Consider the following 23,348-nt stretch of genomic DNA (forward strand, 5'->3'; position numbering starts at 1 on the left):
TGACGAGTCAGGCGCCGTGGAAGGCGCGGTGGATCGCGGAGCCGTAGAACTCACCGATCCGGTCCGAATCGCCGCGCCATTCGGGTCCGGCGTCGTCCGGACGGTCCGCCAGCATGGTGCGCACCGCCGCCTCGCACGCGGAGACGAACAGCTCCATCAGCATCGGCAGCTTCCGGTCCAGGTCCTGCATGTCCCACCAGCGGATCAGCGCCGGACGGATCCAGTCCTCGGCCTGCTTCGCGAGCGTCGTACGGGCGCCCTGCACGCGGTGCACCACCTCGGGGTCGGTGATGCCGGAGAACAGCAGCTGCCAGGTGTCGGCGCGCTCGTTGACCGCGGCCAGCAGGCCCTGGACGCCGATGATGAAGGCCCGCTCCGGGTCTTCGCCGTGCGCGTTGTGCAGCGAGGTGAGCACGTAGGTCATCATCTTCTCGGTCTCGCGGTCGAGCAGCTCGGTGATGAGCGCGACACGATCCGGGAAGCAGGAGTAGATCACCGGGCGGGTCACCTGCAGCCGATCGGCGACGGTGCCGATCGTCACGGCCGCCAGGCCGTCGCGCGCGGCGATCTCCAGCGCGGCGTCCAACACCTGGGGACGACGGCGCTCGGGGCCGAGGTGCTCGGCGCGGCGGCGGGATCCGGTGGTGGTAGACATCAGGGTCACTTTACTCGTCGCGCGGGTCGCCCCGCGTTCACGCGCCGTTCACCGATCCGACGGACACCGACCGTAGCGTTCCGCGCGTGATGGATCTGGACCTGCCCGTGGGCATCGACCTCAGTGCCGTGAGCGGCCGCGACGCGCTGCAGAAGATCGTCGACCTGCGCGCCACCGACGGCTTCACCGTCAACGACGACGATGACGACGATCCGGTGCTCCTGACGCCGGAGCGGCACGTGGTGGACACCTGGCGCGAGGGCTACCCGTACTCCGAGCGGATGCGCCGTTCCGACTACGAGCGCGAGAAGCGGCTGCTGCAGATCGAACTGCTCAAGCTGCAGCGCTGGGTCAAGGACACCGGCCAGCGCCTCGTGATCGTCTTCGAGGGCCGCGACGCCGCCGGTAAGGGCGGCACCATCAAGCGCTTCATGGAGCACATGAACCCCCGTGGCGCGCGTGTGGTGGCCCTGGTCAAGCCCACCGACCGCGAGGCCGGCGAGTGGTACTTCCAGCGCTACATCGACCATTTCCCCACCAACGGCGAGATCGTGCTGTTCGACCGGTCCTGGTACAACCGCGGCGGCGTCGAGCGGGTCATGGGCTTCTGCTCCGATGAGCAGCACGAGCGCTGGGAGCACCAGGTCCCGCTGTTCGAGCGGATGCTCATCGAGGACGGCATCGACCTCACCAAGTTCTGGTTCTCGGTGACCCAGCTGGAACAGCGCACCCGCTTCGCCATCCGGCAGATCGACCCGGTGCGACAGTGGAAGCTCTCGCCGATGGACCTCGCGAGCCTGGACAAGTGGGACGACTACACCGCGGCCAAGGAAGAGGTCTTCAACGCGACCGACACCGATCAGGCGCCGTGGACCGTGGTCAAGAGCAACGACAAGAAGCGCGCCCGGCTCAACGCGATGCGCTTCATCCTCAACAAGTTCGAGTACGACAACAAGGACCACGAGGTCGTCGGCGCGACCGACCCGCTGATCGTGGGCCGCGGCAAGGATCTGATCAGCGACTGATCGGGGGCACGGGCAGTAGTTGAGCGAGCTGGATGGGTTCGTCCAGTACGTTGGCTTCCGTGCGTTCCTTCACGGCCTTCCTGCTGGTGCTGGTGGCGATCCTCGCCACCTTCGTGGCGGTGCCCGCGAACTGGGCCAAGCGCGAGGTGCTCGACCGCGACCGGTTCACCGCACTCATGGAGCCCCTGGGCCGCGATCGCGGCGTGCAGGACGCGATGGCGCAGGAGATCTCCGAGCAGGTGCAACGCCTGCTGACCGAGCAGGGTGACGCCCGGCCGCCGCTGGACTCGATCACCCCGTACGTCACGAACTACACCCGCAGCCCGCAGTTCCCCGGCGCTTTCACCCAGGCCGTGGGCCAGGTGCACACCTGGCTGCTGGTGGAGCCCACTGCTGATCAGCGGATGCGCGGCGCCACCACCGCGGAGATCGACCTCGCGCCGATGATCCGCGATGTGGCCGCGGCGAACGGCGTCAAAGTGGCCGTGCCCGAGAAGGTGACGATCGACCTGTCCGGCACGGGCGCTAACCGGGACCTGTTCCGGGCCGGGCGGTACGCGTCCGTCGCCGACACGATCCGGCAGGCGGCGTGGATCGCGCCGCTCACCGCCGTGGTCGCCGGATTGCTCGCGCTACTGGCCGCGCACCGTCGGGGATTCCTGATCTTCTACCTGGGGCTCGGTATCGCCGTCGCCGCCGGTGTCACGTGGTTGCTGGGCGTTGCGGCACCGTCGTACCTGTCCGGGCAGGGCGCCGCGGGCGGCCTGAGCCCCGCCGTCTTCGACGCGGCGATCGCCCAGGTGGACCGCAGCATGCGCCCCTGGATCCTCACCGAGGCCGTGGTCGGCGGCGCGCTCGCCGCCGTGGGACTGGTGCTCGGCGGACTGGGGGCCTTCGCCGCCCGGCGGGCGGATCGGCGGGACTGGTGACCTCACCGGCCCGTCGCCCGACGGTCGCGACCCTGACCTACAAGGACGGGACCACCAACCCCGTCCGCATCTTCCGCGGCCCGGACCCGAAGGCCCCGTGCCTGATGATCTGGCCGGGTGTGAACGTGCCCGCGGGGTACTTCGACGATCTCGGCCGCGCTCTGGTCGACGCCGGGTACAACGCGGTGGTCGCCGAGCTGCGGGGACAGGGCGATTCGCGGCCGCGCGGGGCGAGTGGCGCGCACGGCTTTCAGGACGTGGTGGTCGAGGACTATCCGGCCGTCTCGGCTCTGGTCAAACAGAAGTTCCCGGATGCGAAGCGGATCCTGGTGGGGCACAGCCTCGGTGGGCTGATGGGTGTGATGTACGCGGCGCGGGCCCGGCGGAACCTGGCCGGGGTGATCCTGATCGCCTGCGGCACGGGCTATTACAAGCTCGACGGGCTGTCGGGCACCGCGCGGCGGATCGGCACCTCGGTCGCCGCCAAGGCCGCAGCCCGACGGGGCCACTGGTCCGGTCCGGACGGGCTCGGCGAGGTACCGAAGGGCATCGTCCGCGACTTCGATCACCTGGTGCAGACCGGCGACTTCAACGTCGAGGGAGCGGATGTCGACTACGAGGCCCGGCTCGCCGGTACCCGCACGCCGGTATTGACTCTCGCCATCGCGGGGGACGATCTGGTGAGCGATCGGCAGTCCCGCTACGTGGGGGAGAAGTTCCCCGCGGAATCGGTGACGCACGAGCGCATATCGGAGCGGCTCGGCCACAATCAGTGGATCGTGGAGCCCGGCAAGGTGGTTCCCGTGCTGGACCACTGGGTCCTCGCGAACACCTAGGCGTGCGGCCTAGCCAGCGAGACCGGTCACCAGCACCGGGTTGTAGGCGGGGGAGAGCCACTTCAGGAGTGCGATCATGCCCTCGCGGCTGATCGCCACGCAGCCCAGGGTGGGATTGCCGTCGGTCACGTGCAGGAACATCGCGCCGCCCTTGCCGGGGGTGTGGGTCGGGTTGTTGTCGAAGTGCACGGCGTAGTCGTACACCGGGCCCATGTCGTAGAGGTTCTCGCTCTCCGGTCCGGGGCTCGCGGCCTGGGTGACCATGCGGTCGTAGGTCGGCGAGTTCACATTGCCGTCCCACCAGTGCTGATTCGTCACCTTGGTGTACGGCAGGGTGGTGCCCGGGTTGTCCTGGCGGCCGAAGGCGAGGTCGAGGCGGAAGACGCCGAACGGGGTGCGCGGCACCCCGTCCTTGCCCTCGCCGATGCCCTGCTGCCCCACCTTGCCCGGCACCGGTCCGTACACCCGTGTCCAGCCCTGCTCGAGCTTCGCCCAGGCCGAAACCTGCACCTCCGTCGAGCTGAACGACGGTGCCGCCACGGTGATGACCTCTTGCGTCCCGGGCACTCCCGCCACCGCCGCATCGAGCAGGGCCGCGTCCGGCTCCGCGGCGGCGGCCTGCGGAACGACCAGCGATGAGGCCACGACGGACGCGGGCAGGCCCACAGCTAGTCCCATGAGAAACTTCCGCCTCCTGAGCAACATGCGTCACAGTATGGCATGGAGTGCGTCCCCGCGGGAGGCACACGTACCGTCGATGCCGTGACTACTGCCAGGGACCTGTGGCTGCTCGTGGCGCGCGTCAGCGTCGGCGTGATGTTCTTCATCAGTGGATGGGGCAAGGCCGCGAACCCCGACAAGTTCGCCGCGGACTTCGCCGGGTGGGGCATCCCCGAGCCGGGGCTGGCTTCCACCGCGACCGCGTGGGCCGAACGGATCCTCGGCGCCCTGCTAGTGCTGGGGCTGCTGACCCGCGTCGCCGCAGCCGGCCTCGCCGTCACGATGCTGGGCGCGATCTTCTACTCGGTGTGGCCCGCCGCGATGTCGGCGGCGACCACGCCGACCGGCTTCCTGAGCACCTTCTTCTACAGCTCCGAGTGGCTGCTCCTGCTCGTACTGCTCGCCCTCGCCGGTGCCGGACCCGGCCGCTTCGCCCTCGACGAGCCGCTCGGTATCGAGGCCCGGTTTCAGCGCAGGTGACGCTCCACCCGCTCGACCTTCTCCGTCAGCTGGCCGGTGAAACCGGGACGGACATCGGCCTTGATCACCAACGACACCCGCGGCGCGGTCTCGGCGAGCCGATCGACGCAGGCCTTGATCACCGCCATCACCTCGTCCCACTCGCCCTCGATGTTGGTGAACATGGCATTGGTCTCGTTCGGCAGGCCCGAGGCGCGCACGATGGCCACCGCCTCCGCGACGGCCGCGGCCACGCCACCGTCGTCCCCGGCGGGACCGCCCATCGGACTGATCGAGAAGGCGGCGATCATGAGAGCTCCTTCAGCAGGAATTCGTAGGCCAGGGCCGCCATGAACGCGGCCTGCTTGTTATCGGCCGCGCCGCCGTGGCCGCCCTCGATGTTCTCGTAGTAGTTCACATCGAGGCCGCGCTCGCGCAGCGCGGCGATGAACTTGCGGGCGTGCCCGGGGTGCACGCGGTCGTCCCGGGTCGACGTGGTGACCAGCAGGGCCGGCCGGTACCCGGCGGCATCGTCGGGAAGGTTCTGGTACGGCGAGTAGTCGGCGATGAACTTCCACTGCTCCGGATCGTCGGGATCGCCGTACTCGGCCATCCACGACGCGCCCGCCAGCAGCAGGTGGAACCGCTTCATATCGAGCAGCGGCACCTGACAGACGATGGCGCCGAACAACTCCGGGTACATCGTGTACATCACGCCCATCAGCAGGCCGCCGTTGCTGCCGCCCATCGCGCCGAGCTGGTCGCGGGTGGTGATGCCGCGCTCGACCAGATCGCGGGCCACCGCCGAGAAGTCCTCGTAGCAGCGCATCCGGTTCTCCTTGAGCGCCGAGGTGTGCCACGTGGGCCCGTACTCGCCGCCGCCGCGGATGTTCGCCCGCACGTACACTCCACCGCGCTCGATCCACGACCGGCCCGCGCCCGCGAAATAGCCCGGGGTGAGCGAGATCTCGAAACCGCCGTAGCCGTAGAGCAGGGTCGGCTGCGGGCCCGCGGCGGGCTTGCGCACCACGAAGTACGGGATCTGCGTACCGTCTGCGCTGGTCGCGAAGAACTGTTCGGCGACCACCCCGTCGGCGTCGTACATCGCCGGCGTGGACTTGAGCGGTTCGACGGTGCCGCCCGCCTCGCCGTACAGCAGGCTCGGCGGCAGCGTGAACGAGCTGGCGGACAGGAAGATCTCGTCGGATTCGCGGGGATCGGTGCCGGCCACGCCGATCTCGGCCAGCGGCGGCAGCCCGGCGGTGGTCACCTCGGACCAGTCCTTCGGGTCGAGGGTGCGCAGTTCCGAGCGCACATCGTGCAGCGTGGCCAGCAGCAGGTACGACTTGGTCCAGGCGTAGCCCTGCAGGCTGGTGTGCGCGTCCGGGGCGAAGATCGTGGTGAACTCCCGCCCGCCCGCGCGGTAGGCGGCGAAGTCGAAGGCCACCAGCGCACCCGGGGCCACCGTTCCCGAGGGCAATTCCCACGGCGACTTGGGGGAGACCAGCAGCAGGTCGTGGTGGACGTCCGCCTCGGCGTCGGTGGGCACGTCGATCAGTTCCAGCGCCCCGGACTCGGGATCGAGCAGGTACTCCTCGTGGTTGTAGAAGTCGGTGCTGCGGCCCACGAAGTGCCGCTCGTACCCGGGGGTGTCGTCGTACACCGCGCCCACCGAGACATCGGTCTTCTCGCCCTCGTAGACCGTGACGGCCTCGGCCAGCGGGGTGCCGCGCCGCCAACGCTTCACGATCCGCGGGTACCCCGAATCGGTGAGCGCGCCCGGTCCGAAGTCGGTGCCCACGTACACCGCGTCGGCGTCGATCCAGGAGATGCGGCTCTTCGCCTCCTCCAGTGCGAAGCCGTCGTCGACGAAGGCGCGGCGGGAGATCGAGAACTCGCGGACCACGGTGGCGTCGGCGCGCCGCGCGACAGCGAGATCAGGGCGCGGTCCCAGGGCTCACCGTCGGGGGAGGCGCCCCGCAGCACGGCCGCGCCGCCCCACACCCAGTTCTCGCCGTCCCGCTCTCGCAGCTCATCGAGGTCGATCACCACATCCCACTCGGGGGAGTCGGTGCGGTACGAGGCGAGCGTGGTGCGCCGCCACAGGCCGTACGGGTGCTCGCCGTCGATCCAGTAGTTCCACAGCCACTCGCCGCGGCGCCGCACCGACGGGATCCGCTCGTCCGAGTCCAGGATCTGCAGTACTTCGGACTCGATCGTTTCGAAGCGCTCCCCGGCCAGCCGCGCCGCCGATTCGGCGTTGCGTTCGCGCGCCCAATCGAGCGACGTGTCGGATTCCACTTCTTCGAGCCACAGGTACGGGTCCATGATCTCCACACTAGGACTAGGCTGAATTCCGTGGCTGATCACTTTGACACTGTTGTACTCGGCGCCGGCCCAGGAGGCTACGTCGCCGCAATTCGCGCCGCCCAACTCGGGCAGAAGGTCGCGGTCATCGAGGAGAAGTACTGGGGCGGTGTGTGCCTGAACGTGGGCTGCATCCCGTCGAAGGCTCTCCTGAAGAACGCCGAGCTCGCGCACACCTTCACGCACAAGGCGCAGCTGTTCGGCATCTCGGGCGATGTCTCGTTCGACTTCGGTGCGGCGTTCGACCGCAGCCGCAAGGTGAGCGAGGGCATCGTCAAGGGCGTTCACTTCCTGATGAAGAAGAACAAGATCACCGAGATCAACGGCTACGGCACCTTCGTGGACGCCAAGACCATCCAGGTCGGCGACCAGACGGTGACGGGCGAGAACATCATCATCGACACCGGTTCCACGGTGCGCCTGCTGCCCGGCGTCACGCTGTCCGACAACGTGGTGACCTACGAGGAGCAGATCCTCACACGCGAGCTGCCCGCGTCGATCGCCATCGTGGGCGCCGGCGCCATCGGCATGGAGTTCGCGTACGTCCTCAAGAACTACGGCGTGGACGTCACCATCATCGAGTTCCTGGACCGCGCGCTGCCCAACGAGGACGCCGACGTCTCCAAGGAGATCGCCAAGCAGTACAAGAAGCTGGGCGTGAACATCCTCACCTCCACCAAGGTCGAGTCGGTCGACGATCAGGGCTCGCAGGTGGTCGTGAAGTACACCGGCCCCAAGGGCCCGGGCGAGATCACCGTCTCCAAGGTGCTCATGAGCATCGGCTTCGCCCCGCGCGTCGAGGGCTTCGGCCTGGAGAAGACGGGCGTGGCCCTCACCGAGCGCGGCGCCATCGCCATCGACGACTACATGCGCACCAACGTGCCCGGCGTGTACGCCATCGGCGACGTCACCGCGAAGCTGCAGCTCGCCCACGTCGCCGAGGCGCAGGGCGTGGTGGCCGCGGAGACCATCGCGGGCGCCGAGACCCAGGCGCTGGGCGACTACCGCATGATGCCGCGCGCCACCTTCTGCCAGCCGCAGGTCGCCTCGTTCGGCCTCACCGAGCAGCAGGCGAAGGACGAGGGCTACGACGTCAAGACCGCCACGTTCCCCTACTCGGCGAACGGCAAGGCCCAGGGCCTCGGCGAGCCCGTCGGCTTCGTCAAGCTGGTCTCCGACGCCAAGTACGGCGAGCTGCTCGGCGGGCACCTCATCGGCCCCGACGTCTCCGAGCTGCTGCCCGAGCTCACCCTCGCGCAGAAGTGGGACCTCACGGTCAACGAGCTCGCCCGCAACGTGCACACCCACCCGACGCTGTCGGAGGCGCTGCAGGAGTCGATCCACGGCCTCGCCGGCCACATGATCAACCTCTAGGACCATCCGTTCCAGGCGGCCCGGTACCGATCTCGACGGTGCCGGGCCGTTCCCGTTCAGCCGCTCGTCTCACCCAGGAGGAGACCGATGTTCCACGCCACCCCCGGAAAGCTTCCCGCCGCCGATGCCCGCGAGCTCGCCGGGATCGCACTCCCGCCCGGCCGGCTCGTGACCGCCGAGGAGGGCGACGGCGGCCCCGTCGCCTGGATCAGCAACGCCCTCCTGCCGACCGATGAGATCGACGAGCTGATCCGCGACCTGGCCGCCGTCTTCGACAAGACGGGGCTGTGGCCCTTGCGCGCCAACGGACTCGACGACGGCGACCTCGCGCGCCCCTGGTTCGACGGTGAGCTCGACGGCAAATCGGCCGGCTCCGCGATCCCGCAGGACGCCCTCACGGTGCTCACCCGCGGCGATGCCGAGTTCGCCGCCGAGTACCCCGACACCCAGCTGTCGGTGCCCCGGGTCACGGCGCTCGCGACCGCGCAGTCCGGCCCGGATCCCGTTGCGGGAGAGCTGGCGACCGGTGGCGACGGCGGCCTGCTGCTGGTGCCCGTGGTGCGGCCCGCCGACGCCCCGGAGGTGCTCGGCTGGTGGGGCGCCACCAACATCGACTACTCGGGCGCCGATCTGGCGGCGGTGCTGCGCTCGTGGGAGGAGCGGTTCGGCGCGGTCCTGGTGGGCATCGGCTTCGACACGCTGCTCGTGCAGGTGGGCCGGCGGCCCGAGGCCGCGGCGCAGCTGCAGTCGCTGCTGTCCGAGCACTACGCCTTCTGCCCCGACAACATCGAGCAGGGCCTCGAACCCGACGAGTACCGCGAGGGCCTCACGGAGTGGACGCACTGGCACTTCTGGTGGGACTGACCGGCGCGGTTGGACAGCCGACGGTGCCCCTGGCATCGTCGGCTGTGCGGCGTGGCGGGGCCACGGCGCCGAGTCGAGAAGGGGCTTCGGTCCGTCGATAGCCGTCCGCGCCGTGAGGCACGCAGTGCACGGCACTGCCGGACGGAAGGTATCGATGAACAGTTCTGCGACATTGACCGACCGCTACCCCACGCGGCTGCCCGAGGCCGGCATCGTCATGGACCGGCCCGATCCGGTGATCTGGCCCGGACGCGACGGGCCCTGGGCCGAGGACGCGGTGGAGTTATTCGGAGACAACGGGTATCGCAGCGTGGAGGGCGTGCTCGACGCCGCCGATCTACTAACCCGGATATGCATCGCTGCGGTTCAAAACCGCATCTTCCTCAATGGTAAGACCCTCATGAAATTCCTCGAGAGTCGGGGGAACATAAACATCCCAATCCCCGAACCCGAGGAGTGGTTTCCAGTTCGCCTCGCTCCGCTCTGGCGTCTGAGCTACCTTTAAACTGATGAACTCGTATACAGCCTCGCTCATTTGACGCCTAACGTCAGCGGTGCCATCGGTCGAGAATCGGTATGATTCGATGACGTCCGCATCCATCTCTGTCAGAAGTCGATTACCGGGATCCTGTGAGATTGAGTAATGATTCTCGTTGGCGCCGAAAGCGAACATTCGATCGCCAGTCTTCCCATAAGCGATCCCGAGGATCGGAGTTCCGCTGGCACTGTAGCGGGTTACTGTAATTCCTTTTCCGTGCGGCATCGTTTCGATCGTCCCGAAAGGTACTCCGTCGACGGACTCGTTCGAGATCAATGCGATGGTGAACTTCATTTCGCCGTCGGTGTTAAACCGTCGCTGTGCTTGCTCTTCCGTCATAGGCTCTGTGGGCCTATTCTTAAACCAGTACCAGTTCTGGCAATATACGACCTTCATGGTATTCAGAGCACCGCCTTACCTGAGTCCGGGAGCATGGGGAGGAAGTTCTGGTTGAGTGCATTACCGGCAATGTTGACGATGCGTAGGTCGGGTCACGCCGAATTCGGCGGCGATCCCGGCAACGGTATGCCGGCGTTTGCCGTCGGGGCCGGTTTCGTCGTACATGGCCTGCGCGAGCTGCACCTGACGGGCACCGAGCTTGGGCTTGGGACCGCCGCGCCGGCCGCGGGCACGCGCGGCCGCGAGGCCGTCGAGGGTGCGCTCGGAGATGAGGGCATGCTCGAACTCGGCGACGGCACCGAGGACGTGGAAAAACATCCGCCCGACCGGGGTGGAGATGTCGATACCCTGATCAAGCACTACCAGGTCGACGCCGCGATCGTCGAGCGTCTTGGACAGCTCGATCAGGTTCTCGAGCGATCGGCCGAGGCGGTCGAGCTTAGTGACGATGAGCTGGGTCGCCGGCGCGGTTCGCCGACAGCAGAGCCTTGTCGAGCTGGGTCGTGAGGCGCGCTTGCCAGAGGCCTTGTCTATGAGGATCTCATCGCAGCCCGCCGCGGTGAGCGCGTCGTGCTGAGCTTCGGGGTGTTGATCGCGGGTCGAGACCCGTCCGTATCCGACACGCATGGACACGAGGGTATCGAGAACGGGGGAGTGCGTGACGTTGTTGCGGACACGGGGCACGGTACATCTTCGACCTTGGCGAACAGGTCAGCCGCCGGGATGTCTCATGAACGATTCTTTCTAAGACATGTCTACCCCGCCGAGGGAAAGCCGTAACTTGGAGGGGCTGGAGCGACGGTCTGCACCCGCGGCGTCATGAATATCAACCCTTGACAGAATTACCCACGTTCGGACTGCATCCAGCGCGCAACGAGATCTGATTCGCTTTCATTTGACCTAAGCCCAAGGCTTCCGTACCGGAGTTCGGAGGTGAGGTGATCATCGCGAACGTCGTACCGCAAACGCATCTCGCTGGGAACCGGCTGGTCGTTGTCCCGGGCGGCCTTCACGAGGAGACGGAGCTGGGCAACAATATAGGACATCAATGCTCTCTGGCGTTCGCCAGAGGTATCTACCCCTTGAATTCCTACGGTGTCGACAACTTCTCCGTGCTGCCTGAAAAATACGTCACCAAACAGCATGTCCTCCGTCGAGAGATATACGAAAACGTCTTCAACGCCGCTTCCTGCGTAGTCGACTGCGGCCGAAACTATCTCGGAAGAGTGCTCCGCCAATGCCGATTCGTACTCATTTGACATTATCGACCTCCACGTGGGTCCATTTCCCATCAATACTATAGTCAATTTCGAACGTCGCGGGTCGGCCGGTTAAGTCGTTGATAATTCTACCTCTGACGGATACATCTTTTCCTTCATCAAGCGCCCGACCCCATTGATTTTCCAGCTTCTTGTAGGCGCTTAGGTTGACCGACCTTAGTTGCGACACGATGTTGTCGAGTTTCGGGGAGCCTCCGTACCTGTCGGCGACCAGATGTCCAGCGTGGTCACCCTCCAGTTTACCAGGCGTGTTTGGGTCGTGGTTAAGACGATCGGAGCGCGTCGTTGACTTCAAGCTTTTTATGTCAAACTGGGCAATGTGACCATCTTTGTCAGTGCGGTACCGATAGCCTCCGTTCTCGCCAGTTTCATATATGGTATCTGGCTTTAGTGTGCCGTTTGGATTAATATGGCTACCATCTTTGACAACCGCACTTTCAGGAACGTCGCGGAGGTTGACGGCACTCGACTGGCGTCCCGGTATTGCCTTGGTGGCGTCGACGGTGGTGCGTTCGGGGACGTTGAGTCCTCGGCGGGTGCCTTCTTCTAGTCCTTTGGTGATGACTCGTGCGCCTTTGAGGGGGCCTGGTACGAGGTTGAGGGCTTGGTCGATGTTGTCGAGGGTTTCGACGGCGATTTGTGCGCCGGTTCGGGTGGAGGTTGCTGTGCCCTGGGAGGGGTTGATATCGACGTTGCCGAGGATGGGGGAGTTTTCGATCGACTGCCGGCGTAGCGGCGCGTCACCGGAGTAGTTCTCAGTGACGTTGAGGACAGACCCGTCGGACATTTGGTACGCGATGTTTTCGATACCGTTGTGGTTGGTCTTCGTTGAGCTGAGCGGGTATACGGTGCTGGGGAAGAACTTCCGGTACTGTTCGGCGTCCTCGCCAAGGAACTTGTCCCATTGTCCTGGTGCCGCATCGACCGCGGAGGGCAGCTTCGTGCCGGACCCGCTCGGGTCCACCGCCGGTTGTCCCGGAGTATCCGGAACCACCGGCTTGGACCACCTGGGGCTCGGTACAACTTGTTCTGGAGGCGTGGACAGGGGCGGCGGCGATACCGGGGGCTTCTGTGTCTCGGTGACCGGTTTGATGGCTTGTTCGAGTGCCCGTTGCTCGCCGGCGGCCTTGGCTGCGGCGGCTTGGTCGGAAAGCTGCTGGGGTGTGTAGTTATACGGACCGACCTGGTTCAGCAGCGGGGTTCCCCGGATGACTGCGAGGTTCTCTTCCAGGCAACCTCACGCAGGCCCCCTTCCACCGCTTCACTACCACCGCTACTGTCACTGCTGGTGGTGGGGTCGATGATCTGATCGAACGTGCGCGTGGCGGGCTGCGGTGCTGCGCCGCCACCGCTTCCGGGCCGCCGGCGGCCGGTCAGCAGCGCACTGGCCTCCCCGACGAGGTACGCCCACGACGGGGCACCATCATCACTGCCGCCACCGTCGGGGCCAGCACCACCACTGCCGCTGTCGCCGCCTGCACCTGGGGTGCCGGGAGTTCCGGGTGCGCCGGGTGCCGGGCACTGCGATTGCGTTTGGGTGACGGTCACCGTCGGCTGCGACGGCGACGCCTGACCTGTCTGCTGGCCGGGCTGCTGCTGACTGGTTTGCTGCTGCGGGCCACCGGGCGAAGTCGTGCGCACCGGCCCCTGCTGCTGGCCGGGCTGCTGCCCTTGGCCGGGTTGTTCGTTGCCGGGGATGTTCGGTCTCGGCTGACCCGGGGTGCCGAAGTCGGGGGTTTGAGCTTGAATGTTGCCACCGTTATTGCCGCCACTGCCGGCGGGGGAAGTAGCGATACCGTTGTTGTCCTGCTGCGGGCCTTGCTGGCCGGGCTGCTGGCCGGGCGCGGCCTGTTGCGCCGGTGGAGTGAACGTCAACTCCGGTCCCGGCCCTGGGGTGGGGCCACAGGTCGCTGGTCCGCCGCCGGGGCACGGCGCCGCCACCGCACTACCCACTCCTGCCGTGGTGGTAGCGAGGCCGGTAAGGCCGACGGCGACCACAATCGCCGCCACTGCCGCCGCGGCGCGCACCTGCCCAGGGGCGGGGGCGTTGACGCCTGCGGCGCGGAGCTTACGCAGCCCGGCGAACAGGATCTGACCGGCGATCACCATCACCAACCAAAACGTCAAGAACACGACCGGCACCGGAGTCAAGCGGGGAGCCTCGATCGAAAACAGCACACCACCGAACGCACCAGCCAATCCAATGACGGTCAGAAATGCGCCCTGGAGGCGCTGCTGGGCCACCGAACCATCCCGACCGGTGGCACCACCTCCGGTACCGCCCGGCACGCTGCTGCCGGATTGAGGGCCGGATGGGGGGATGGGGTTGCCCCGCGCATGCACTGCGGCCATCAGAACATCAACTCACTTCCACACACACAAAGACCAGCCCGCAGAACCAGGCTGAAAAATAAGGGGAGAAGCCCCCGAGACGGGGCGAACAGCGCCAACCTCACCCACCACTAGCGACTTGTCGAGCCCCCCAAAACCATGACACCCGCATCTGCGCAGGTAAACCGGCATAAAATCGGGACATATAGGGGCAGGGTCTATATTCGAGTGCCTGATATGCCGGGATGTAGACCCCCACTATATCCGGGCAAACCACCCTAAAACCGGCACGCCGGCAGGTGGCACCCCCACGACCATTCACGCGGTTCATGTGACTGCGGCGAGAGTGAAACCGAGCCCGACGACCATCACCGCCAGAGTGATCAACAAGGCCATGATGACCTGATCGACCCGCAACCGATACACCGCCCAGGTCTGCGACGCCGCCCAAAACAACCACACTGTCACCGGGATATCACCGACTGTTGCGACCCCGAACCGAAACCCTCCCCCAGCCGCCGAGGACACGTCCCCGCCCGGAGATGCATCCCCGCCCGCGGGGGCGGAATCGGGTTGGTTGAGCACGTGCAGAGCGACAGCGGCCAACTCGATCCGCCGATAGTCATGCAGCAACTCTTGCGGCTGCCCCGCAGCGTGCCAGCGCCGCGCATCGTGCTCCAACCCCGTCCGAGTCTCCAAGTCCGCCCACGCCCCGCGAACCCACCGGGCCAGCCGCGGCCACACATTGACCACCTGTACATCCACCAACACCACCCCACCCACGGCAGCAGCCGCGGCATCGGGGGCGTCCGTACCGTCGGCACTATCGACGGTGGTGAGGATGCCGACATCGACCAGCTCCGCGACGACAGTGACGGCATCCCGATCTCGGTCGGCTCCGACCCAGGACAGGCGCGAGGTCCGGTAACCAGTAGAGGAGACCTCCACGCAATCAAGCAACACCCGCCGTGCCTGCCCCACCGCTGCCGCGTCACCGCGCACCTCTGCCCGCTGCGCCCAGGCCTCAGCAGAGGCGGCGATCTGATCCAACGCCGGCACCACCATGCCGTTGCCGACCGCAACAGCAAAGAAGCCTTCGAACTGCCGCACCGACAACACGCCCCCACCAGAGCCCGAAACAGCGCCACCCGAGACAGCACCGCCGTGCTGTCCGGCACGGTGGGCGCGGTCGATCAACAGCCGATCTTCATCACCCGCCCCTAACAGCGGTCTGAGACTGGGAGTAGTGGGATGACCTCAGAGAACGCTTTCGAGGCGGATACAGCGGCGGAACAGAGTTCAAATCTTCCGTGGTCTTTTTCACCACGGTCTTCCGCCCATCCCGCTTGATCACCGCCTGCTGCGTAGTAGCGAACTGATCATCAGCCTTCTTGGCATCAGAGGCGGGCTTGGGTGCGGGCGTGGGTGCGGCGGAAGCGGCGTAGCCGGGGATCGTGGCGGCGGCGAGCGCCACTGCGGCGGCGCCGGAGAGGATGCGGGAGCGATGCGATGACATCAGGGGCTACTTCTTCCTTCGAAAACTGCAATGGGGGTGGTGGGGGAGCCAAAAGGTGAGGGCGCGTACTCGATGGCACAGGCAGGGACAGCGCCCGCTGTTGCATGGTGGTGTGTCATCTGTTCCTCGGGGTCGCGCGCACCGCCGACGGGAGACCCGCGTCAGCCGATCAAGGCAGACGAGATGATCCCTCTTTGGGGGGTGCAGTATGTTGCGACCCGCGCTAGCTGACATCCGTCGGCGGCGGGGAGGATTCCGCCACCCGAAGAAGTCCGTGGACTTCGAGGGGCGACGCGCTCTGTGGCTAAGGCTTTACTGAGCACGCCTAACGTGTGCAAACGATGTAATCGACACAACAAACTCCGGCGAAAATGGTCCCGCCTTGGCCCGCGCGCCTACACGGGATCCGAAGACCAGGGGGCGGTCAGCTGATGATGCGGCTGAATTTGTCCATCACACCGGGGATGGTGATGTCGGCTAGGGGGGCGGCCTTCATCAGGTTCGGGACGATCCGTAGTGGACGGGCGTCGATGGCGTGCTCGATCCACTCGCCGGCTTCGGTGTCGGTCAGGGTGACCCTGCTGTCGTACTTGGCGGTCGGGGCGATCATCTCGGTCTTCACCAGAGGGAAGTACACGACGGTGACCGCGACACCGGAGCCCTCGAGTTCCGCGCCCAGGCTGCGGGAGAACATCTCCAACGCCGCCTTCGACGCGCCATAGGCACCGAACAGCGGCATCGTGCCGGGACGCAGGGCCCAGGTGCAGACGTTGACGATCTGGCCGCTACCGCGCTCACGCATCCCGTCGAGAACACCCAAGGTCAAGCGGACCGCAGCGAAATAGTTGATCGCCATGGTTCGCTCGAAGTCGTGTATTCGGTCGGTGGAGTCGATGATCTTGCGGCGGATCGACCGCCCCGCGTTGTTGACCAGCACATCAACATTCCGGCTATTGAGCTCGGTGATCACAGCGCCGGCCGAATCCTCGTCTGTCAGGTCGGCCTCGATAGCGATCGCGGTGCCCCCACGCTGCTGGACACCCTTCACTGTCGCAGCGAGCTCGTCACCGCTACGCGCGATCAACACCAACGTCGCACCCCGGCCGGCCAGCCGATAGGCAGCCGCCCGCCCGATCCCCGCGGAAGCGCCCGTAATCGCGACAGTCTTGCCCGCCAACGACGCACCGCTGTGCTCCCGGCCCCCAAGCAGGCCCGGAAGAGACGGCAAGACCGAACGTTGCAGCAGTCGATGATTTACCGCACGCACAATGTTCGCCATAACGACAGACGCTACCGGCCACCGCCCGACGCGGGGCAGTCGGCTTTTTAGCTGCGCTGAGGTAGACGGAACTCGATGACCACCAGCATCGGATCAGGCTGCGCGCCCGCATGTACGGCAGCACCACCGCCTGCGCCGGTCCCCCCCTTACCGTCGGCCATCAAATTCTGCACCTCAGCGCTCTCACCCAGACGTGCTTGCGCAAGCGCACGCCGCGATGCCGGCGGCACCAAATACTGCCCGCGTCCGGCGACCCTATCGACACTCACTCCCGGCGGCGGGTCTGTTAGCCACGTGCCAATAATCAGATCCTCACCGTCACTGTCAACGCCCGCGTCAATCGGCACCGCGCCCTGATCCTGACGAACCCCCAACGCCAAACCCCGCCCCTCAGCCGCGGCAAGCTGACGTTGCGCGAACTCCGACGGCGACGGCAAATCCGGCTCCACCCCGTGCGGAGTGGTGTCGAAGAAGAAGCCACGACCGCCGGTATCGCTGTCGGCTTCCAGGATCATCTGCCACGCCATGATCTGACCCGTCTGCACGTGCACCACCGCCACCGGCCGCAGAAACCGCTTCCCCACAGTCGGGGTGTGCATGATGTCCACCAGCTCCGCGACATGATCAAAACGCAACGCCCGACGCGTGAAATCCACCGTCGGCCGATCGGCGATGAACTCCTCAAAACTCGTCCCCGACATGTTCGCGCACGCGAAACTCTGATGAAAGACCCGCACGCCTGCTTGCCAAGCAAAACCACCCGCCGCAGGCGGCGGACCATCCGGAAACTGCTTGCCCTGCCACACCCGAACCCCGAACACCGCACCCTCCGGGCCGTCGATCGGCACCGCCCGCACACACACCCCGCCCTCAACCACCAACTCCCGCACTTCGCCCGACGTGATCGCCCCCGCGACAACAGGCCACGCACCAGGAACATAACGCCGAGCCGACCACGGCAACCACTCCCGCACACCACCGTCATCGATCACCTGCGCCACATCACCCTCGCCCACCTCCGACGCCTCCCACGGCGTCAAACACGCCAACACCGACCACCCAAACCGCGACCGCGCCACCCTCCGCGCTCCTTTGCAACTCGCCCAACAGCAACAGAACGCAAACCTGTACCCCGCACGACCGGCCCGCGACACCAACAAATCCGATAGCACCGTGAACGGGTCTGCTGAAGATCTGGTTGGCACCGCAACGTCTCAGAAAGGGTCGGTTCTGGGACATCGTCATCGTCACGAGAGCGCGCACCCGCCGGGTGCGCGCTCTTCGCGCTGACCAGGCTCTCGGCGACCTGTCCGGCTTGCGTTCAGGGATAGGGACACAACATGCCGTTCAACGGCCCGCTGATGATCCTGCCCGGGTCGCACCGCCGGTTCGTGCCCTGCGTGGGCGAGACGCCCGGCGACTACCACCGCGAATCGCTCACCTCCTACCGGCCGCCCTTCGGCACCCCGGAGGAGAGCGACATCGCCACGCTGGCAGAGGAATACGGCATCACGCAGGTGACGGGTGGGGCCGGCAGCGCGCTGTACTTCGATTGCAACTGCTTGCACGCCTCGGCCGGGAACATCTCACCGTTCCCACGGTCGAGCCTGTTCGTGGTGTTCAACGCGGTCTCGAACGCGCTGGAGGAGCCCTTCGCGGCGCAGTCGCGACGGCCCGAGTATCTGGCCGCGCGCTGACTCAGTGCGGGTGCCCGACCACGTTCACCACGGTGCCGTCGGGCGCCCGCACGAAGAATCGCCGCGGTCCCCACTCCTCGCTGGTGAGCGGGTGCACGATCTGGTAGCCCGCCGCCTGCGCCTCCGCGTACGCGGCGTCCACATCGTCGGTCATCACGGAGATCGCCGAGTCGGTCTCGGCGGTCTGATCCCCCGTGACCAGCTGGACGCTCGCCGCGTGGTCGGGGGAGGAGAAGCGGGCCACCCAGCCGAGGTTGAACTCCTCATCGGACAGGCCGAGGAAATCGGCGTAGAACCCACGGGCGGAAGCGATATCGCTCACCGGGATGTTCGTGATCACCTTGTGCACGCGCATGTCATCGCTCCGGGGTGATGCCGAGCACGTCGATGGTGGTGGCCAGCCCGTCGTAATTAGTGGCCAGCAAGACGATCTCGACCAGCTTGCGGTCGGTGTAGAACTCGGACAGCCGGGCCCAGGTGTCGTCCGTGACGGCCTTGGTCTGCACCAGCTCGGTGACGGCGGCGAGCAGCGCCGCACTCTTGTCGTCCCACCCGGTGCCGTCGTAGATCCGCTCGAACTGGGTCTCGGTGAGGCCGGCCCGCGCGCCGATCCAGCGGTGGTGCATCGACTCGTACTTGTTGCCGCGCAGGTAGCCGACCCGCACGATCACGGTCTCCGACTCCGACCGCTTGAGGGCGCCGAAGGGCATCAGCATCCCCGAATATCCGAGCCAGCCGAGGAACACCCGGCGACTGCGGCCGAGCGTGGAGAACAGGTGCATGTCATCGGCGCGAATCACTTTCGCGCCGACCCTGCTGATGGCGTAGTTGATCGGACCGAGCTGGCGGAGGCCGCCGGGAGTCACGCGCGTCATGTCTCGACGCTACTTGACGAGATACGGCGACACCGTGGACCGATGCTCGTCGATGTCGAGCTCCTTGCCGATCGCGGGGAACGCGCGTTGCGAACAGCCCGCCCGCTCGCACACCCGGCAGCCGGCGCCGATCGGGGTGGCGTTGGCGTCGGACAGGTCCAGGCCCCGCGCGTACACCAGCCGGTGCGCGTGCCGCAGCTCGCAGCCGATGCCGATGGCGAAGGTCTTGCCGGGCTGGCCGTACCGCGAGGCCCGCCGCTCCACGGTGCGCGCCACCCACAGGTAGTTCCGTCCGTCGGGCATCTCGACGATCTGCGTGATGATCTTGCCCGGCCACGCGAAGGTCTCGTACACGTTCCACAACGGGCAGGTGCCGCCGGAGGCGGAGAAGTGGAAGCCGGTGGAGCTCTGCCGCTTACTCATGTTCCCGGCCCGGTCGACGCGGACGAAGGACAGCGGGACGCCGCGCAGGTTCGGCCGCTGCAGCGTGGAAAGACGATGCGCGATGGTCTCGTAGCTCACCGAGAAGAACGCCGAGAGCCGCTCGATGTCGTACTGGAACTCCTCGGCGGCGCCGTGGAACTGCGTGTACGGCAGCACGACGGCGGCGGCGTAGTAGTTGGCCAGGCCGAGCCGGGCCAGGCTGCGAGCCTCGTCGGAGCCGAATCCGGCACCGTCGATCAGGGCCTCGATGTCGCGCCCGCACTCCAGGAAGGCGAGTTCGGCCGCCATTTTGAAGACCTGCTGGCCGGGGGACAGGTGCAGGTTGATCTCCAGCACGCGGGTGCGCGGGTCGTACCGGTGCAGCACTGTCTCCCCGAGGTCCACGCGGCGCCGGATGGAGACGTTGTGCACGGCCTCGAGGCGGGTCACGATCTCGGTGCGCACGTCGGAGCTGTGCATCCGCATCCGCGCGGTGAGCTCCTCGGCGGCGGTGTCGAGCTCGTGGAAGTAGTTCTGCTGCTGGTAGAAGAACTCCCGCACCTCCTCGTGCGGGTTGGGGATGCTGCCGCGGGCGCCGGGGTCGTTGCGGCCGTCGGTGACCTGGGCCAGCTGATCGGACACGCCGAGGTAGCGGCGGTGCAGCGCGACCATCGCCCGGGCGAAACCGGGGTGATCGCGCGCGAGATCGGACAGTTCCTCGGTGCTGGTGGGCGCGTCCACGTCCATGGTGACCTCGCGCAGCTCGGCGATGAGCCGGGTCTGGTCCTGCGAGTTGAAGAAGGAGGTGTCCACGCCGAAGACGTCGGTGATCTTGAGCAGCACGGGCACGCTGAGCGGCCGGACGTCGTGCTCGATCTGGTTCAGGTACGACGGGGAGATGTCCAGGGCCTCGGCCAGCGACGCCTGCGAGAGGCCGCGTTCCTTGCGGAGGCCGCGCAGCCGGGCGCCGACGAAGGTCTTGGACATGCGGCGAATATTAGCCGTGGACGCGCAGCTACCGGCGGGTTCGTCCGGTTCTTCACCACCTTTGCAGTGATGTGCATCACAAGGTCGCAGCGGCGGGCGGCATCGTCGGGCTACTGATCGGTAGCCGGGCGCCGGGAGCGGCCCGCCGACACCGGGCGACAAACTCCCAGTACGCGCGTACTTTTTGAGCGAGTCGCGGACTCCCGCCTTCGCAAGATTCGCAAGATCGCCGTGATTTCATGGCTTGATTTGGCATCGCCGACCGTCTTGGCCTGCGGCTTTAGGTGTGGCACAGTGTGTGAAGGCGTTACGCCGGACGAGCGGATCGGGTTAGCGACACCCCCGGATCGCCACGCCCCGTCGAGGGGCGCCGGTTGCCTTTTGATCACTGACGCAACTTAAGAACGGGGAGCCAATGAGCACCGTCGGACAGCCGAGGACCGCCGCCGAGATCCAGCAGGATTGGGACACCAACCCGCGCTGGAAGGGCATCACGCGTGACTACACCGCCGCTCAGGTCGAGGAGCTTCAGGGCACCGTCGTCGAGGACCACACCCTCGCGCGCCGTGGCGCCGAGATCCTCTGGGAGGGCGTGACCAAGGGCGACGACAGCTACATCAACGCCCTGGGTGCCCTCACCGGCAACATGGCCGTGCAGCAGGTGCGCGCCGGCCTCAAGGCCATCTACCTCTCCGGCTGGCAGGTCGCCGGCGACGCGAACCTCTCGGGCCACACCTACCCCGACCAGTCGCTGTACCCGGCCAACTCGGTTCCGGCCGTCGTGCGTCGCATCAACAACGCGCTGCTGCGCGCCGACGAGATCTCCCGCGTCGAGGGTGACACCTCGATCGACAACTGGCTCGTCCCGATCGTCGCGGACGGCGAGGCCGGCTTCGGTGGCGCCCTCAACGTGTACGAGCTGCAGAAGGCCATGATCGCCGCGGGTGCCGCCGGTACCCACTGGGAGGATCAGCTCGCCTCGGAGAAGAAGTGCGGCCACCTCGGTGGCAAGGTGCTCATCCCCACCCAGCAGCACATCCGCACCCTGACGTCTGCCCGGCTCGCGGCTGACGTGGCGAACACCCCCACCGTCGTCATCGCGCGTACCGACGCCGAGGCCGCCACCCTGATCACCTCGGACGTGGACGACCGCGACAAGCCCTTCGTCACCGGTGAGCGCACCGCCGAGGGCTTCTACAACGTCAAGAACGGCATCGAGCCCTGCATCGCTCGCGCCAAGGCCTACGCGCCCTACGCCGACCTGATCTGGATGGAGACCGGTACCCCCGATCTCGAGCTCGCCAAGAAGTTCGCCGAGTCGGTCAAGGCCGAGTTCCCGGACCAGCTGCTGGCCTACAACTGCTCGCCGTCCTTCAACTGGAAGCAGCACCTGGACGACGCGACCATCGCGAAGTTCCAGAACGAGCTGGGCGCCATGGGCTTCAAGTTCCAGTTCATCACCCTGGCCGGCTTCCACGCCCTCAACTACTCGATGTTCGACCTGGCTTACGGCTACGCCCGCAACCAGATGTCGGCCTACGTCGAGCTGCAGGAGCGCGAGTTCGCTTCGGAGGAGCGCGGTTACACCGCCACCAAGCACCAGCGTGAGGTCGGCGCCGGTTACTTCGACCGCATCGCCACCACCGTCGACCCGGAGAGCTCGACCACCGCGCTCAAGGGCTCGACCGAGGAGGGCCAGTTCCACTAAGGAATTGGCTGCGGGAGTTCACTGAGCTGCCGTGACATGAACCACCGACTGTCGGGGGTGGGTCCACACCGGACCCGCCCCCGTCGTCGTATCCATCGCAGATTCTTGATCGAGACTGGGAAACACTATGACTGAGAAGATCTCGCGCGTCGGCGTCGTCGGCGCCGGCCAGATGGGCGGCGGCATCGCCGAGGTGTCCGCCCGCGCAGGCGCCGATGTACTGGTCTGGGAGGCCACCGAGGAGCTCGCGACCGGCGGTCGCGCCCGCATCCTCAAGTCGCTGGACCGCGCCGTGTCCAGCGGCAAGATCACCGAGCGGGAGCGGGACCAGGCCGCCGAGCGGCTGACCTTCACCACCGATCTCGCCGACTTCGCCGACCGCCAGCTGGTGGTCGAGGCGATCGTGGAGAACGAGGCCGTCAAGGCCGAGATCTTCGGCAAGCTCGACGAGGTCATCACCGACCCCGATGCCGTGCTCGCGTCCAACACCTCGTCGCTGCCGATCCAGCGCATCGCCACCGCCACGAAGAACCCCGGCCGCGTGCTGGGCCTGCACTTCTTCAACCCGGTGCCGGTGCTGCCGCTGGTCGAGGTGATCAGCTCGCTGTCGACCTCGGAGACCGCCGCGGCCCGCGCCGAGCAGTTCGCCTCCGAGGTGCTGGGCAAGCAGGTCGTGCGTGCCACCGACCGGTCCGGCTTCATCGTCAACGCGCTGCTGGTGCCCTACCTGCTCTCGGCGATCCGCATGTACGAGTCGGGCTTCGCCACCGCCGAGGACATCGACAAGGGCATGATGCTCGGCTGCGCGCACCCGATGGGTCCGCTCAAGCTGGCCGATCTCGTGGGCCTGGACACCGTGAAGTTCATCGCCGACGCCATGTACGCCGAGTACAAGGAGCCCACCTACGCCGCGCCGCCGCTGCTGCTGCGTCTCGTGGAGGCCGGCTACGTCGGCAAGAAGTCCGGCCGCGGTATCTACGAGTACCCCGCCAAGTAGCCCGGCACCGTCCGGCACCGTCGGCCGGCCCCGCCGGACTTAACAGCGTTAGCCCACACTGTTTCCCCAGGATGCGGTGTGGGCTAACG

Annotated in this window: 22 protein-coding genes and 2 pseudogenes; 10 read left to right on the forward strand and 14 right to left on the reverse strand. The window is 66.7% G+C overall.

Translation table 11 applies throughout. The features are described 5' to 3' along the window. Positions 1-7: 7 nt before the first annotated feature. A complete protein-coding gene (locus tag ABD108_RS07065; RefSeq protein WP_220657721.1) occupies positions 8-655 on the reverse strand; it encodes a TetR/AcrR family transcriptional regulator in 648 nt (215 codons plus the stop codon). An 89-nt stretch (positions 656-744) separates the two neighbouring features. Between ABD108_RS07065 and ppk2 the strand changes: the two genes are divergently transcribed. The 3 genes from ppk2 to ABD108_RS07080 are packed head-to-tail and all read left to right on the forward strand — an operon-like array spanning position 745 to position 3,445. Continuing rightward, positions 745-1,680, forward strand: coding sequence for a polyphosphate kinase 2 (ppk2, locus tag ABD108_RS07070; RefSeq protein WP_220658564.1), 936 nt, complete (start codon positions 745-747; stop codon positions 1,678-1,680). 59 nt (positions 1,681-1,739) lie between these two features. Next, on the forward strand, positions 1,740-2,609 hold the full coding sequence (locus ABD108_RS07075) for a hypothetical protein (protein WP_220657722.1): 870 nt from the start codon (positions 1,740-1,742) through the stop codon (positions 2,607-2,609). Continuing rightward, entirely contained in the window at positions 2,606-3,445 is an 840-nt protein-coding gene (locus ABD108_RS07080) for an alpha/beta fold hydrolase (RefSeq protein WP_343929898.1), read from the forward strand. Before ABD108_RS07075 ends, ABD108_RS07080 begins: the two co-directional genes overlap by 4 nt. 9 nt (positions 3,446-3,454) lie before the next feature. Here ABD108_RS07080 and ABD108_RS07085 read toward each other — a convergent pair whose 3' ends face one another. Further along, positions 3,455-4,123, reverse strand: coding sequence for a L,D-transpeptidase family protein (locus ABD108_RS07085; RefSeq protein WP_220657724.1), 669 nt, complete (start codon positions 4,121-4,123; stop codon positions 3,455-3,457). 84 nt (positions 4,124-4,207) lie between these two features. Between ABD108_RS07085 and ABD108_RS07090 the strand changes: the two genes are divergently transcribed. Continuing rightward, positions 4,208-4,645 (forward strand): DoxX family protein, encoded by a 438-nt coding sequence (locus tag ABD108_RS07090; protein ID WP_343929899.1) that lies wholly within the window; start codon positions 4,208-4,210, stop codon positions 4,643-4,645. Here the strand turns inward: ABD108_RS07090 and ABD108_RS07095 are convergent. Continuing rightward, positions 4,633-4,935, reverse strand: coding sequence for a thiamine-binding protein (locus ABD108_RS07095; RefSeq protein WP_305111233.1), 303 nt, complete (start codon positions 4,933-4,935; stop codon positions 4,633-4,635). The genes ABD108_RS07090 and ABD108_RS07095 overlap by 13 nt on opposite strands. Further along, positions 4,932-6,952 (reverse strand): annotated as a pseudogene (locus ABD108_RS07100) (prolyl oligopeptidase family serine peptidase). The gene ABD108_RS07095 and the pseudogene ABD108_RS07100 overlap by 4 nt, the downstream one beginning before the upstream one ends. A gap of 30 nt (positions 6,953-6,982) precedes the next feature. Here ABD108_RS07100 and lpdA point away from each other — a divergent pair. From lpdA to ABD108_RS07115, 3 genes are all read left to right on the forward strand, one after another. After that, complete coding sequence (gene lpdA / locus ABD108_RS07105) at positions 6,983-8,365, forward strand: dihydrolipoyl dehydrogenase (protein WP_343929900.1); 1,383 nt, start codon at positions 6,983-6,985, stop codon at positions 8,363-8,365. A gap of 87 nt (positions 8,366-8,452) precedes the next feature. Then, a complete protein-coding gene (locus ABD108_RS07110) occupies positions 8,453-9,229 on the forward strand; it encodes a DUF4253 domain-containing protein (RefSeq protein WP_343929901.1) in 777 nt (258 codons plus the stop codon). Positions 9,230-9,383: 154 nt separating this feature from the next. Further along, a complete protein-coding gene (locus tag ABD108_RS07115) occupies positions 9,384-9,734 on the forward strand; it encodes a hypothetical protein (protein WP_343929902.1) in 351 nt (116 codons plus the stop codon). A gap of 492 nt (positions 9,735-10,226) precedes the next feature. Here ABD108_RS07115 and ABD108_RS07120 read toward each other — a convergent pair whose 3' ends face one another. From ABD108_RS07120 to ABD108_RS07150, 7 genes are all read right to left on the reverse strand, one after another. Then, positions 10,227-10,793, reverse strand: coding sequence for a recombinase family protein (locus tag ABD108_RS07120; RefSeq protein WP_343929903.1), 567 nt, complete (start codon positions 10,791-10,793; stop codon positions 10,227-10,229). 215 nt (positions 10,794-11,008) lie between these two features. Beyond that, a complete protein-coding gene (locus tag ABD108_RS07125) occupies positions 11,009-11,428 on the reverse strand; it encodes a hypothetical protein (RefSeq protein WP_343929904.1) in 420 nt (139 codons plus the stop codon). After that, positions 11,418-12,440 (reverse strand): DNA/RNA non-specific endonuclease, encoded by a 1,023-nt coding sequence (locus ABD108_RS07130; RefSeq protein WP_343929905.1) that lies wholly within the window; start codon positions 12,438-12,440, stop codon positions 11,418-11,420. Before ABD108_RS07130 ends, ABD108_RS07125 begins: the two co-directional genes overlap by 11 nt. Before the next feature lie 194 nt (positions 12,441-12,634). Beyond that, positions 12,635-13,690 carry a hypothetical protein gene (locus tag ABD108_RS07135; protein WP_343929906.1) on the reverse strand — a complete coding sequence of 352 codons (1,056 nt, stop codon included), beginning with the start codon at positions 13,688-13,690 and terminating at the stop codon, positions 12,635-12,637. A gap of 414 nt (positions 13,691-14,104) precedes the next feature. After that, complete coding sequence (locus tag ABD108_RS07140) at positions 14,105-14,974, reverse strand: nSTAND1 domain-containing NTPase (RefSeq protein WP_343929907.1); 870 nt, start codon at positions 14,972-14,974, stop codon at positions 14,105-14,107. 743 nt (positions 14,975-15,717) lie between these two features. Beyond that, a complete protein-coding gene (locus ABD108_RS07145) occupies positions 15,718-16,572 on the reverse strand; it encodes an SDR family NAD(P)-dependent oxidoreductase (protein WP_343929908.1) in 855 nt (284 codons plus the stop codon). A gap of 47 nt (positions 16,573-16,619) precedes the next feature. After that, entirely contained in the window at positions 16,620-17,588 is a 969-nt protein-coding gene (locus tag ABD108_RS07150) for a GAF domain-containing protein (protein ID WP_343929909.1), read from the reverse strand. A gap of 321 nt (positions 17,589-17,909) precedes the next feature. On the opposite strand from ABD108_RS07150, the pseudogene ABD108_RS07155 reads away from it, so the two are divergent. Continuing rightward, positions 17,910-18,269 (forward strand): annotated as a pseudogene (locus tag ABD108_RS07155) (phytanoyl-CoA dioxygenase family protein); the annotation flags it as partial. A 1-nt stretch (position 18,270) separates the two neighbouring features. Here ABD108_RS07155 and ABD108_RS07160 read toward each other — a convergent pair. Genes ABD108_RS07160 through ramB form a run of 3 tightly spaced genes read right to left on the reverse strand, consistent with a single transcriptional unit; the run spans position 18,271 to position 20,554 of the window. Next, a complete protein-coding gene (locus ABD108_RS07160; RefSeq protein WP_343929910.1) occupies positions 18,271-18,624 on the reverse strand; it encodes a VOC family protein in 354 nt (117 codons plus the stop codon). A 1-nt stretch (position 18,625) separates the two neighbouring features. Then, complete coding sequence (locus tag ABD108_RS07165) at positions 18,626-19,144, reverse strand: carboxymuconolactone decarboxylase family protein (protein ID WP_343929911.1); 519 nt, start codon at positions 19,142-19,144, stop codon at positions 18,626-18,628. Between the two features lie 9 nt (positions 19,145-19,153). Further along, positions 19,154-20,554: an acetate metabolism transcriptional regulator RamB gene (gene ramB / locus ABD108_RS07170; protein WP_220657740.1), complete on the reverse strand. Its 1,401-nt coding sequence runs from the start codon at positions 20,552-20,554 to the stop codon at positions 19,154-19,156. A 415-nt stretch (positions 20,555-20,969) separates the two neighbouring features. Here ramB and aceA point away from each other — a divergent pair, with 415 nt between their 5' ends. Further along, positions 20,970-22,262, forward strand: a complete 1,293-nt coding sequence (gene aceA / locus ABD108_RS07175) for an isocitrate lyase (protein ID WP_220657741.1) — start codon at positions 20,970-20,972, stop codon at positions 22,260-22,262. A 127-nt stretch (positions 22,263-22,389) separates the two neighbouring features. Beyond that, positions 22,390-23,259, forward strand: coding sequence for a 3-hydroxybutyryl-CoA dehydrogenase (locus ABD108_RS07180; protein ID WP_305111227.1), 870 nt, complete (start codon positions 22,390-22,392; stop codon positions 23,257-23,259). Positions 23,260-23,348: the final 89 nt, after the last annotated feature.

Origin of the sequence: Tsukamurella strandjordii, from assembly GCF_039525985.1 — a bacterium.
Lineage (GTDB): Bacteria > Actinomycetota > Actinomycetes > Mycobacteriales > Mycobacteriaceae > Tsukamurella > Tsukamurella strandjordii.

What these genes read in the sequence shown, in the direction of transcription:
- ABD108_RS07085 (WP_220657724.1), bottom strand. Translation starts at nt 4,123, where the DNA reads ATGGGACTAGCTGTGGGCCTGCCCGCGTCCGTCGTGGCCTCATCGCTG.
- ABD108_RS07165 (WP_343929911.1), bottom strand. Translation starts at nt 19,144, where the DNA reads ATGACGCGCGTGACTCCCGGCGGCCTCCGCCAGCTCGGTCCGATCAAC.
- ramB (WP_220657740.1), bottom strand. Translation starts at nt 20,554, where the DNA reads ATGTCCAAGACCTTCGTCGGCGCCCGGCTGCGCGGCCTCCGCAAGGAA.
- ABD108_RS07110 (WP_343929901.1), top strand. Translation starts at nt 8,453, where the DNA reads ATGTTCCACGCCACCCCCGGAAAGCTTCCCGCCGCCGATGCCCGCGAG.
- ABD108_RS07145 (WP_343929908.1), bottom strand. Translation starts at nt 16,572, where the DNA reads ATGGCGAACATTGTGCGTGCGGTAAATCATCGACTGCTGCAACGTTCG.
- ABD108_RS07160 (WP_343929910.1), bottom strand. Translation starts at nt 18,624, where the DNA reads ATGCGCGTGCACAAGGTGATCACGAACATCCCGGTGAGCGATATCGCT.
- ABD108_RS07115 (WP_343929902.1), top strand. Translation starts at nt 9,384, where the DNA reads ATGAACAGTTCTGCGACATTGACCGACCGCTACCCCACGCGGCTGCCC.
- aceA (WP_220657741.1), top strand. Translation starts at nt 20,970, where the DNA reads ATGAGCACCGTCGGACAGCCGAGGACCGCCGCCGAGATCCAGCAGGAT.
- ABD108_RS07065 (WP_220657721.1), bottom strand. Translation starts at nt 655, where the DNA reads ATGTCTACCACCACCGGATCCCGCCGCCGCGCCGAGCACCTCGGCCCC.
- ABD108_RS07180 (WP_305111227.1), top strand. Translation starts at nt 22,390, where the DNA reads ATGACTGAGAAGATCTCGCGCGTCGGCGTCGTCGGCGCCGGCCAGATG.
- ABD108_RS07095 (WP_305111233.1), bottom strand. Translation starts at nt 4,935, where the DNA reads ATGATCGCCGCCTTCTCGATCAGTCCGATGGGCGGTCCCGCCGGGGAC.
- ppk2 (WP_220658564.1), top strand. Translation starts at nt 745, where the DNA reads ATGGATCTGGACCTGCCCGTGGGCATCGACCTCAGTGCCGTGAGCGGC.
- ABD108_RS07120 (WP_343929903.1), bottom strand. Translation starts at nt 10,793, where the DNA reads ATGCGTGTCGGATACGGACGGGTCTCGACCCGCGATCAACACCCCGAA.
- ABD108_RS07125 (WP_343929904.1), bottom strand. Translation starts at nt 11,428, where the DNA reads ATGTCAAATGAGTACGAATCGGCATTGGCGGAGCACTCTTCCGAGATA.